Genomic DNA, 11,511 nt, shown 5'->3' with positions numbered 1-11,511 from the left:
GATCAGCTTAGTGCGCAACTGGCCGCGAGGTCACCGCTCGCGCGCGGGATCGTCGCCGAAGCGGGCGGGCGGACACCGTAGAGCCAGCCTTCGAGCGCGGTGAACGCCGTGCGGAAACACGGGCCGATGGGCCGCAGCTTGTCCGGGTAAGCGTCGTAAAGCCCGTCGACGTGGTTGCCGTCGACGATCCGGTAGTAGCGCTGTAGCCCGGCGCGGCCCTGTTCGGCGATCATGCGCTGGTAGACGTCGGAATCGCGGGTGATCGGCAGGAGGGTGTCGAGGGTGCCGTGCAGGGTGATCAGCGGTTTGCCGATCCGGCCGGTCAGCGAGATCCGTTCGACCGCGCGGTGCACCGACCGCGGCCGAGTGGCGTAGTCGTAGCCGGTTCCGGCGAACGCCGGGTCGAACTCGGCCTGGTAGATGCGTTGCGTCAGGCCCCAGTAGACGTCGTTGTGGTACTGCCAGAGGAATTCCGAGCCCGGCGCGAAACCGGCGTCGAGGATCTGCTGGTGGGCTCGCGCGGAGCCGGCGACGTACGCGGGATAGGCCTTGATCGCAGGGGGCAGGAAGGTGAACAGGTTCGGGCCGTCTTCGTGCCAAAGCGTGCCCTCCCAATCGATGCCGCCGTCGTAGAGCCACGGCCGGTTCTCGAGTTGCCAGCGGACGAGGTAGCCGCCGTTCGACATCCCGGCCGCGAGCGTGCGGCTCGGCAGGCGTCCATAGCGATGTGCCACGGCGGCCTTCGCGGCGATGGTCAGCTGGGTGACGCGCGAATTCCACTCAGCGAGCGCGTCGCCCGGCCGTCGTCCGCCGGTGTGGAAATCAGCGCCGGTGTTGCCCTTGTCGGTGGCGGCGAACGCGTAGCCGGCGGCGAGGACCTGGTCGCCGATCGCGCGATCGTTCGCGTACTGCCGCCGCACGCCGGGTGACCCCGAGACGACGAGGCCGCCGTTCCAGCGATCGGGCAGCCGTAGCACGAATTGCGCGTCGTGGTTCCAGCCGTGCGTGGTGTTCGCCGTCGAGGTGTCCGGGAAGTAGCCGTCGATCTGGACGCCGGGAACCCCGTTGGACACGGGGAAACCGGCCGAGGTCAGCCCGGCCCAGTCGGCCTGGACCGTATGCCCGGTGGCCAGCGTGCCGGTGGTCGTCAGATCGTCCAAACAGGACAGTTGTTGCATCGCGGCCCCGGGAACGCGCACGTTCCCGCAACCGCTTGCCGCCTGGGCGGGGGTGGCCAGGGCCAGCATCATCGCGAGGACCAGAATGAGCCGCATCGGCCGACGATAAGCGCGGTTTTCGGACGCCGGTACCGGGCGCGACCACACAAAACAGGCCGCGGCTGTGGTGGTCTGCCACGTGGAAAACCGGCGGGCCGCGGTTTTAGCCTCGGGTGATGCGAAAACTCCTCATCGGCGCGGTGGTTTCGGCATTGACCCTTCTCTTTTCGGCTCCGGCACAGGCGGCGACGATCCGCCCGGTCACCGGGTTCGGGAGCAATCCCGGTGCGTTGCGGATGTTCGAATACGTTCCCGACGGGCTGCCGTCCGGACGTCCGGCGGTGGTAGTGCTGCACGGCTGCACCCAGGACGCGGCCGGCTACGCGCGCGGCTCCGGCTGGATCGGGCTCGCAGACAAGCTGCGCTTCAAACTCGTTCTGCCACAACAGGTTTCGGCGAACAACTTCAGCAAGTGCTTCAACTGGTTCCAAGCGGGCGACAGCAAGCGCGGGTCCGGGGAGGCCGAATCGATCGCGCAGATGACGCGCTACGCGGCCGGAAGCCGGACGTACGTGACCGGTCTGTCGGCGGGTGGCGCGATGACCTCGGTGCTGCTCGCGGCGTATCCGGAACTGTTCGCTGGCGGCGGTGTCGTGGCGGGACTGCCTTACGGCTGCGCGACTTCGATGATCGACGCGTACTCCTGCATGAACCCCGGCAAGGATCTGACCCCGCGGCAGTGGGGCGACAAGGTGCGGGCCGCGGGCGCGGGGCCGCGGTCGCCGGTCAGTGTCTGGCACGGGACCGCGGACTACACGGTCGCCCCGATGAACATGCGCGAGCTCGCCGAGCAGTGGACCGACCTCGGCGCCGCCGTCGACACGCACGCCGTCACCGGGATGGGGCACGGTCAGCCGATCGCGCCGGGATCCGGTTGCGGTCAGGCCGGGCCGTATCTGCTCGACGTCGGCGTGTGCGCCGCGGCCGAGTTCGCGGCGAAGTGGCGGCTAGGCGAGGACAGCGTCCAGTAGCCCGGGGAACCGCGCGTGGACGTCCTCGGTCCGTAACTCGACCCAGCGGGTCCGGCCCTCGACGAACGTCGTTGTGAGGCCGGCCTCGCGCAACACCTTCCAGTGATGGGAAAGCGTCGGCGCGCTGATCTCGACGTCGTACTCGGTGACGGCGCAGCTTCGCGGAGAAGGGTTGCTTCGCAGGGCGCGGATCAGCTCCAGGCGTACAGGATCCGCGAGCGCCTGGAGGACCGGCACGATCTCGATCTCGTCGGTCGCCGGCTGGGGCAGCGTGGTGCTCACTTCGCTCCAACTGTTTGACAGCTATCGAATAGTCCGGCCACTATACCTCTCATGACGATTCGACGATCATCTAATGATCGGCTCGCTCTGGGGGCTCTGCTGGTACTCGCCGTCGGGACGTTCACCGTCGGCACCGACGGGTTCGTCCTGAACGGGCTGCTGCCCACCATTGCCGCCGACCTGCGCGTTTCCGAAGCCGTCGCGGGCCAGCTGACCACGGTCTTCGCGGTGACCTACGCGGTTTCCTCGCCGCTCATCGCGGCGTTCACCGGCAAGCTCGATCGGCGGTGGGTGCTCGGCGCGGGGATGGTGCTGTTCACGATCGGCATGGCCGGTCAGGCGCTCGGCGAGTCCTTCGCCGTGGTCGCCGTCGCACGCGTGCTGGCCGCCCTCGGCGCCGCCGCGTTCCAATCCAACGCCTACGTCCTCGCCGGGGCACTGGCCTCGGACGAACGCCGCGGCCGCGCGCTGGCCACCGTCTCCGCCGGGATGAGCGTCTCGATGGTGCTCGGCGTGCCGATCGGGGTGCTCGCCGGGAACTGGTTCGGCTGGCGCGCGGTCATGTGGGGGATCGGCGCGGTGGCGGTGGTGGTGACGCTGCTCGTGCCGCTGCTGCCCGGCGTCCGGATGCCGACGGTGACCCTGCGCGCCAGGCTCGCCGTCGTCGCGCGGCCGCCGATCGCGCGCGTGCTCGGCGTAAGCGTTCTGGGCACCGCTGCCGGCTTCGCGGCCTTCGTGTACCTGCCGGTGTTGGTGGCGCCCGTGGCCGCGGGCGCGATGATCTCGTGGCTGCTCGTCGGTTTCGGGATCGGGCAGATCGCGGGCAACGCCTTCGCGGGCCGGGCGACCGACTCACTCGGCTCCGCGCGCGTCCGCTCGATCTCGCTCGTCGGCACGGTCGCGACGCTGGCGCTGCTGGACGTCGCCGTGCTGAGCCTGCCCGGCGCCCTGGTCTTCGCGCTGGCTTCGGGGGTGTTCGGCGGGATGCTCATGGTGCCGCAGCAGCACCGGCTGTTCTCGCTGGCGCCCGACGCCCCGACGGTCGCCATGGGGCTCAACGGTTCCGCGATCTACGGCGGAGGCGCCCTCGGCGCCGCGCTGGGTGGCGTCGTCCTGTCGTCGGCGGGCGTCTGGTGGGTCGGCCCCGTTGCCGCCTTCGTCGCTCTGCTCGCCTTCGCGCTTTCGGTCCCTTCGCGGAGGCCGGTGGCCCAGCCCGCCTGACCGAAAGCTTTTCCCGTGGTGCGGTGCCCCCAATGAGGCATTGGGGGCACTCAGCGTCCCCAATGCCACATTGGGGGCACCGGGGTCACACGAGCGCGAAGGCATCCCGGACACGCCTGCGGCGCCGAGCCCGTACTGGCGCGGCGCCACGAAAAGCGTCAGGACCCCCAGCCGATGACGCCGAGCAGCGTCATCCCGGCGACGGACACCCGTTCGCGTCGCGTGAGCGCGAAGCGTCGGGATGAACGGGTCTGTCCGCCGGTGGTTCAGCTCGCGCGCACCCGCAGGGAGTCGAGAGCCTTGCGTACGTGGCCATCGTTGGCCGCCAGCGCCTTCGCCGCGTTCGCGACGTCCTCGCCGGACAGCAGATGGACCAGCGCGACCTTGAGGTCGCCGTCGGCCTCGGTGAGCGCGTCGGAGCAGTCCGCCATGCTCATCCCGGTGGCCTCGCGCAGGATCCGGATGGTCCGTCCGCGCAGCTTCGCGTTGGTCGCCCGCATGCTGACCATCAGGTTCGAGTAGGTGCGGCCGAGCTTGATCATCGTCGCGGTGGAGAACGCCGTGAGGATGATCTTCTGCGCCGTGCCCGCCTTCATCCGCGTCGATCCGGCGATCGCCTCGGGGCCGGTGTCCACCGCGATGAGGACATCGACCCCCGGCGGCGTCACCGCGGCGGGATTGCCCGAGACCAAAGCGGTCCGGGCGCCGCGACGGCTGGCCGCGGCCAGCGCGCCGAGGACGTAGGGAGTCCGGCCGGAAGCCGTCAGCCCGAGCACGAAGTCGCCGGGGGCGACCGACTCGGTCACCTCGGCGGCTCCGGCCTTCGCGTTGTCCTCGGCGTCTTCGACGGCTTGGCGCAGCGCGCGTGCGCCGCCCGCGTGATGCGCGATGAACCAATCGGAGGGCACGTTGAACGTCGGCACGAGCTCCGCCGCGTCCAACGTCGCCAGCCTGCCGGAGGTGCCGGCCCCGAAGTAGTGCACGCGGTTTCCCGACCGCAGCGCTTCCACGGCGAAGTCGACCGCCCGTGCCACCTGCGGCAGCACCGCGGCGACGGCTTCGGGGACCCGGCGATCCTCGGCGTTGATCGCGCCGAGGATCCCCATGGTCGACATCAGGTCGATGTCGGTCGTTCGTGGATTGCGCTGTTCGGTTGGCGAATCGACGTGCACCACCTGGCGTGGGACGGTCATCATGCGCCTCACTTTTTCGCTCATTTGCCGGTTTCCCGCGGCCGCCGCCTGCCGTCGGGCCGGACGCCCAGACGGTGCGAGCCAACCGCGTCCCTGGTCGCGTCGAGCGCGTTGACCGACGCGTCCATGTGCCGCTGCGCGACACCGATGAACAGGCAGTCGATGACGGTCAGCTGCGCGATGCGACTGGCGGTCGCACCCGAGCGGAACGTCGTCTCCCGCGCGGCCGTGGTCAGTACGTGGTCGGAGACCTCGGTGATCGGCGAACGCGGGAAGTTCGTCACGGCGACGGTGATCGCGCCGTGCTCGCGGGCCACCCGCAGCGCCTCGACGGTGTCCGTGGTCGCGCCCGTGTGGGAGATGCCGATCGCGACGTCTCCCGGGCTCAGCACGGCGGCCGAGGTGAGCATGATGTGCGTGTCCGACCAGGCGAAGCTGACCCGACCGATGCGGTGCAGCTTCTGCTGCAGGTCCGCGGCCACGAACGCGCTCGCGCCCACGCCGTAGACGTCGACCCGGCCGGCGCCCGCCAAAACGTCGATCACCCGCTGTAGCGACGGGACGTCGAGCTGGTCGGCGGTCTCCTCCACGGCACGGGCGTCCGCGAAGCTCACCTTGCCGATCACCGCGGCCAGGTCGTCCTCCGGGCCGATCTCGCCGCCGAGGTTCCGGCTCGACCGGGCCTCCGTGCGGGCGGTATCGGCCGCCAAGGCGATCCTGAGCTGCGGATATCCGCCGACACCGACGGCCTTGCAGAACCGCGTGACGGTGGTTTCGCTCGTGTTGGCCGCGAGCGCGACCTCGGTGATGCTGCGTCGTGCGACCGTCGCGGGGTCCTCGAGGACGACCTTCGCGACACGCTGTTCAGCCCGGGCGAGCCCGGGCAGGAGGGAGCGAATCCGGACAAGCGGGCTCGCGTCAGCGTCCCGTGTCGGCTGCGCCGGCACGGCCTCGGACGGTGCGGCCGCGATTACGGAATCGGTATCGCCCACCGTGGGAAAGTTACTAACCGTTGGCATCTGCGACAAGGCTACCCACACCCTTCGGGAAGATCGCAACCTATCCGTGTCTGCGGATTCGATTTGCGATTAATCGTTGACCAGAAAGTCGCTAACCAGGTCGAGGCCGTTAACGAGGTCGAGCTAACGACTTGGCAACTTAGTGTCGCGACGCAAGCGGCTGTGTCCCGGTCAACGGGGCAGTCAGGTCAGCGCATCGGAACCGGCTGGTTACCTAGGGCTCAATTTCCAGCCGGTAGCGACGAAAGTAGGCGGATTATGCTCACTGTCCAGCAGTGTGCGGCCGCGTTCAGTGACTTTCACACCGTCCAAAGAAATTCCCCGTCCGGTGTAACGGGCATCGGTCGTGTAACGCCAGCGGAGGGCGATTTGTGAGCTTTGCGACACCTCGGCGGCGACCCGCCACCAAGCCCGATGGCCGTGCCCGCCGAGACCGGGTCGGTCCCCGGCGGGAGCGCCTGGTCCGGTTGCACGCAGAGTAATCGTTTTCCAAGTGGCTCCCCCGTCGGTACTCACTTCCAAGAAGAGCGAGTCCGAGGGGCCTTCGGTGTCCACGAAGGTGGCGAAGGAGACCTTCAGCGGCCCGCCACGCGTCTGTAGCGGCGGACTTGTGAGCGTCGCTGTGGAGACGTCTCCGGCGCCGCTGAACCACGCCTCGCGGCCGTGCGCCGGGCGGACGGCCATCGCCTTCGCGAGCGAACTCGCCCACGTCTCCCTGGCGAGGTTGATCGAGCCCCAGCTCCGCGTCGGGTGCACGCGGTTGGTGAGCAGGATCGCGAACGACCTCGACAGCGGGTCGATCACCAGCGAGGTCCCGGTGAACCCGGTGTGGCCCGCCGTCGAGGGTGCCGACAGCGCGCCCATGTACCAGGGCTGGTCGAGTTCGAAACCGAGCCCGTGGGAGTTGTCGGGGAACTTGTGGTTGTAGTTCGTCAGCATCGACTGGACGGTCTCCGGACGCAGGATCCGCTGACCGCGGTACGCGCCGCCGTTGAGGATCGTCTGTGCCAGCACGGCCATGTCCGGCGCGGTGGAGAAGATGCCCGCGTGTCCGGCGACGCCGCCCAGCGACCAGGCGTTCTCGTCGTGGACTTCGCCGCGTACGAGCCCCCGAGGCGGCTTCGCGGCGTACTCGGTCGCCGCGACCCTGGCGAGTTTCGACACCGGCGGGTTGTATCCGGTGTCGGCCAGGCCCAGCGGGCCGGCGATGCGGTCCTGGACCACCTTGTCCAGCGGTGCCCCGGCCAGCTTTTCGACCAGGAAGCCGAGCGTCAGCAGGTTGATGTCGGAGTACAGGTACGTACTGCCGGGCGCGTTCTTCAGCGGGCTGTCGAGGACGGCCTTCCGGCGCGACGGGATGTCCGGGTAGCCCTCCCACAGCGACGGGAGCGGTGTCGCGGCGAAGCCCGAGACGTGCGTGAGCAGCTGCTGGACGGTGACGGCCTCTTTGCCGTTCACCCCGAACTCCGGCAGGTACCGCACCACCGGCGCCGAGATGTCCAGCTTGCCCGTCTCGGCCAGCTGCATCACCGCGATGGAGGTGAACAGCTTCGAGATCGAGGCCATGTCGAAGATGGTGTCCGCGCGCATCGGCACCTGCTGCTCCGGTGGCAGCTCAGTGCCCTTCGCGTCGGCGTAGCGGACAGCGCCGCCCACAGCCTGGCGCTCGACGACCACGCCGTCGTGCGCGAGCAGCCCGACCGCCCCGGAGAAGTGGGGATGCCCGGTGGCGTCCGGCTTCGTCCAGCTCTCGATGAACTGCTCGGCCGCCTTGATCGGCGCCGGATCGAGGCCGACCTCGGAGGGCGCGCCGTCGCGCAGGACGGTGGACGCGGGCGCGAAGCCCTCACGCGGCTTGTCGAACCGGCCCGCCGCGCGGTCCGCCTGTTCTCCGTTACCCGGAATCGCCTGTGCTCCCGCCGTCGACAGCGTGGTCGCCGCGACCAGGACGGAAACAGCCGCGATCAGGATCTTCCTAACACGCAAGGTCGTTCCCCTCAGCGCTGGTCGGGGAACCCGCGACCGCGATCGACGTCGCCACGGCGCGGACCTGGTCTTTCCGGTCAAGGTGGCGGACACGGCGCCGTGGCACCGCGATAGCGGGGCCTTCGGCCGGGGCGGGTTCACACGTGCGGTCACTTTTCGGATGCATCTTCAGCTCCGCCGTCCCTTCAGCGATAGATGAGATGGCGACGGCGTTTCCGGTCGAACTCGGCCAGTTCGGCCTGCCAGGACCCGACGATCTCGTCCGGCCCGGCGCCCTTGTCGATCATCGTGCGCAGCCTGTCGGAACCCGAGAGCTTGTCGAGGAAGTTGTCGGGCCGCCACTTGAACTTGTCCGGGTGCACCTGTTTCGCGGTGACGAACATGGTGACCGCGGTGCGGATGGCGTCGAAAGCGCGCGGGTCCGTGACGGTCACCTGCACGCCGCCGCAAGGCTCGTTGACGAACTTGCCGAACGTCGGCACGAAGTACGCCTCACGGAACTTCACGCCGGGAAGCCGCAGTTCGCCGAGCTTCTCGCGCCAGCGCCAGTCGAGGCCGGGCGCGCCGATGATCTCGAACGGCCTGGTGGTGCCGCGGCCTTCGGAGAACACGGTGCCCTCGAACATCCCGGTGCCGGGATAGACGAGCGCGGTGTCCGGCGTCGGCATGTTCGGGCTCGGCGGGACCCAGGTCAGCCCGGTGCGGTCGAAGAGCTGATCACGCCGCCAGTCGCGCACTTCGACGATCTCGAGCTTGCCCGGCGTGACACCCTCGGCAGGCAGGAACTCGGCCGCGAAGAACCGCGCGAGTTCGCCGACGGTCATGCCGTGCTGCTGCACGATCGGCTTCCGCCCGACACCCGAGGCGAACGCCGGGTTCAGCATCGGCCCGGCGGCCCTGCCACCCAGCGGATTCGGCCGGTCCAGCACCACGACCGCCGCGCCGGCCTTCGCCGCCGCGACCATCGCCGTGTACAGGGACCAGATGTAGGTGTAGAACCGCGCGCCGACATCGGCGATGTCGAAGACGACGGTGTCCACACCCGCCTTCGTGAACATCCCGGCGAGCTTCGCCGCGTCGGCGCCGTACGCGTCGTACACCGGCACGCCGGTGCGCGGATCGGTGTAGTCGCCTTCGGAACCGCCCGCTTGAGCGCTGCCGCGAAAACCGTGCTCCGGCCCGAACGCGGCGAGCGGCCGGACGCCGGCGGCGACCATCGAGTCGACGATGTGGTCGCCGCTCGCCAGGACCCCCGTCGGATTCGACAGCACTCCGAGCTTCCGGCCGGACAGCGGTGCCCAGCCCTTGGCGGCGAGCACGTCCGCTCCGGTGCGGGTGAGCGGGAGACCTTTGCTCTCGCTTTCCGGCTGCGCCCGCGCGACCGAGGAGCCGGCCGTCAGCGCGGGGACCGCGAGCGCACCGGTGGCGAGGAAGTGGCGGCGGTTGAGGTTCACCAGGTCAGCCCATGGCCGAAGGGGTACTTCACCGTGCCGACGTCCTTGCCCGCGGGGACGTCCACCGGCAGCTTGCCCTGCGGCTTCACCTTCCCGAGGATCACCTTCGCCAGCGCTTCGAGCGAAGGCGAGATGTAGCCGTACGTGGCGAGCCACGTCTTGATCGGGTTCTCGTAGCCGGCGTCGTAGGGGATCTGGGCGGCGACCGCGACGACGGGTTTCCCGGTGTCGGCCAGCGCCTGCAACAGCTTGCCCTGCAACGGATACGTGCCGACGTTGTTGGTCAGCACGACGACGAGGTCGACGTTCTTCGCCGCCGCGACGGCCTGCGCGATCTGCGCGTCGGTCGGTGTCTGGCCGGTCTGCAACGCCGTCGCCTGCGTGCCGTGCGCGGTGAGCTTCGCGGCCAGCGACGTCGTCGTGCTCACGCCCCAGCCGGTCACGAGCGTCTTCGCGGGCTGCTGCTTGAGCGGCAGGACGCCGCCGTCGTTGCGGATCGCGGTGACCGACCGGTCGGCGATGCCCTGCGCGGTCGCGAGGTTGGCCGGGGTGCCGACCTTCGACATCACCTTGGCCGGGTCGACGAACGGCGAGGTCAGGATGCCCCGGTTCAGCTTGAGCTTGAGCACCCGGAGGACGCTCTCGTCGATGCGCCGCTCGGTCAGTTCACCCTTGCGGACGGCGTCGAGCACCGAGTTGATCGCGAGTTCGAGGTTCACCGGCATGAGCAGCTGGTCGATGCCCGCCTTCAGCGCCAGCACCGGGATCTCCGCGTCGCTGTGCATCTCGCGCACGGCGTCCATCGAGAGCGAGTCGGTGACGACGACACCGCGGTAACCGAGCTCCTCGCGCAGCTTGCCGGTGAGGATCGGCTTCGACAGTGTCGCGGGCTCACCCGACGGGTCGAGGCTCGGGAACTGGATGTGCGCGCTCATGATCGAGTCGATGCCCGCCTTGATCGCGGCCTTGAACGGCGGCACGTCGGTCTCGCGCCAGCTGGCCTCGCTCCGGTCGATCCTGGGCAGCTCGTGGTGACTGTCGGTGGCGGCGTCGCCGTGACCGGGGAAGTGCTTCGCGGCGGCGGACACCGTCTCGGAGCGCCGTCCCCAGCTCGAGGTGCTCTTTCCCGCCGAGGGCGCGTCGACAGAGTTCTGGAAGCCCTTGACCTGGGCCGCGACGAACTCGCTCGCCAGATCCGGGCGGCCGGAGAAGGAACGGACACCGATCACCGGGTTCGCCGGGTTCGAGTTCACGTCGGCGTCGGGGGCGAAGTCCTGGTTGATGCCGACGGCGCGCAGTTCGTGCCCGAGGATGCGGGCGGCCTCCTGCGCGGCCTTGGTGTCACGGCCGGCCGAGATCGCCATCGCGTTCGGCAGTTCGGTGGCGGGGGCACCCATCCGGGTGACCGTGCCGCCTTCCTGGTCGGTCGCGATCTGCAGCGGGATGTGGGCGCCGCTGCGGAGGGCGGCCCGCTGGAGCCCGTTCGACAGCTTCGCGACCTGCACCGGATCGTCGAAGTTGTCGCGGCTGTCGTTGTTGAAGTAGATGACGCCGCCCAGGTGGTACTTCTCGACCACCTGTGCGGGGGTGTCCACGCCGAAGTCGGCCTTGTTCTTGGCGTTGACCTCGTCGGCGGACTTCCCGTTCACCCAGGTGACGAACAGCTGCCCGACCTTCTGCTCCAGGGTCAGTCCGCGCAGCGTCCGCTGCGCCTCCACGTCCGCCGTCACCGGTTGCGCGGTCGCCGGAACGGCCGTGACGGCGAGGGTGAGCAGGCCCGCGAGGGGCACGGCGAGCGCATGGATCCTCCGATGACGGGCGTGCGCGATTCGGGTCGTCACCTCAAGCCTCCCAGATTCGTGCCTGACTCTCAGGTGGAAAGAAGTCCACCTGGAAGCACTGATATCCGGAAGCTACCCACGAGCACTTTGCTTGTCCATCGGCCACCCCCGCGACAGGTCCGTTCATACACAAAGGGACGCGAACGGGCCTGTCACGCTTGAAAACAGGGGTGAAACACTGGCGGCGCCCGTCGGCCGAAGCCGGCGGGCGCCGCCAGTCAGTGCGGGCAACTCGGGCGACCAAGCGTGCAACTCTGGTCGTACCTT

Annotated in this window: 9 protein-coding genes; 2 read left to right on the top strand and 7 right to left on the bottom strand. The window is 69.3% G+C overall.

Annotated features, from left to right (window positions below; translation table 11 throughout):
* Window positions 1-2: 2 nt before the first annotated feature.
* On the bottom strand, window positions 3-1,274 hold the full coding sequence (locus ACIHAO_RS33335) for a tannase/feruloyl esterase family alpha/beta hydrolase (RefSeq protein WP_396564630.1): 1,272 nt from the start codon (window positions 1,272-1,274) through the stop codon (window positions 3-5).
* A 119-nt stretch (window positions 1,275-1,393) separates the two neighbouring features.
* On the opposite strand from ACIHAO_RS33335, the gene ACIHAO_RS33330 reads away from it, so the two are divergent.
* Entirely contained in the window at window positions 1,394-2,248 is an 855-nt protein-coding gene (locus tag ACIHAO_RS33330; protein WP_396564628.1) for an alpha/beta hydrolase family esterase, read from the top strand.
* On the opposite strand, the gene ACIHAO_RS33325 is transcribed toward ACIHAO_RS33330, so the two are convergent.
* Complete coding sequence (locus ACIHAO_RS33325) at window positions 2,225-2,530, bottom strand: ArsR/SmtB family transcription factor (RefSeq protein ID WP_396564626.1); 306 nt, start codon at window positions 2,528-2,530, stop codon at window positions 2,225-2,227. The genes ACIHAO_RS33330 and ACIHAO_RS33325 overlap by 24 nt on opposite strands.
* A gap of 51 nt (window positions 2,531-2,581) precedes the next feature.
* Between ACIHAO_RS33325 and ACIHAO_RS33320 the strand changes: the two genes are divergently transcribed.
* Entirely contained in the window at window positions 2,582-3,751 is a 1,170-nt protein-coding gene (locus ACIHAO_RS33320) for an MFS transporter (RefSeq protein WP_396564624.1), read from the top strand.
* A 266-nt stretch (window positions 3,752-4,017) separates the two neighbouring features.
* On the opposite strand, the gene ACIHAO_RS33315 is transcribed toward ACIHAO_RS33320, so the two are convergent.
* The 5 genes from ACIHAO_RS33315 to ACIHAO_RS33295 form a co-directional block, all read right to left on the bottom strand.
* Entirely contained in the window at window positions 4,018-4,947 is a 930-nt protein-coding gene (locus ACIHAO_RS33315; RefSeq protein ID WP_125791154.1) for an N-acetylmuramic acid 6-phosphate etherase, read from the bottom strand.
* A gap of 17 nt (window positions 4,948-4,964) precedes the next feature.
* Window positions 4,965-5,963, bottom strand: coding sequence for a MurR/RpiR family transcriptional regulator (locus ACIHAO_RS33310; RefSeq protein WP_370307155.1), 999 nt, complete (start codon window positions 5,961-5,963; stop codon window positions 4,965-4,967).
* Window positions 5,964-6,173: 210 nt separating this feature from the next.
* Window positions 6,174-7,949, bottom strand: coding sequence for a serine hydrolase (locus ACIHAO_RS33305; RefSeq protein WP_396564621.1), 1,776 nt, complete (start codon window positions 7,947-7,949; stop codon window positions 6,174-6,176).
* Window positions 7,950-8,134: 185 nt separating this feature from the next.
* Window positions 8,135-9,403 carry an exo-beta-N-acetylmuramidase NamZ domain-containing protein gene (locus tag ACIHAO_RS33300; protein ID WP_396564619.1) on the bottom strand — a complete coding sequence of 423 codons (1,269 nt, stop codon included), beginning with the start codon at window positions 9,401-9,403 and terminating at the stop codon, window positions 8,135-8,137.
* A complete protein-coding gene (locus ACIHAO_RS33295; protein WP_396564617.1) occupies window positions 9,400-11,244 on the bottom strand; it encodes a glycoside hydrolase family 3 protein in 1,845 nt (614 codons plus the stop codon). Before ACIHAO_RS33295 ends, ACIHAO_RS33300 begins: the two co-directional genes overlap by 4 nt.
* Window positions 11,245-11,511: the final 267 nt, after the last annotated feature.

It is taken from the genome of Amycolatopsis sp. NPDC052450 (genome assembly GCF_044547565.1).
In the GTDB taxonomy this organism is placed as follows: domain Bacteria; phylum Actinomycetota; class Actinomycetes; order Mycobacteriales; family Pseudonocardiaceae; genus Amycolatopsis.
The sequence above is the reverse complement of the archived record's forward strand: the minus strand, read 5'-3'. Positions and strand labels throughout refer to the sequence as shown.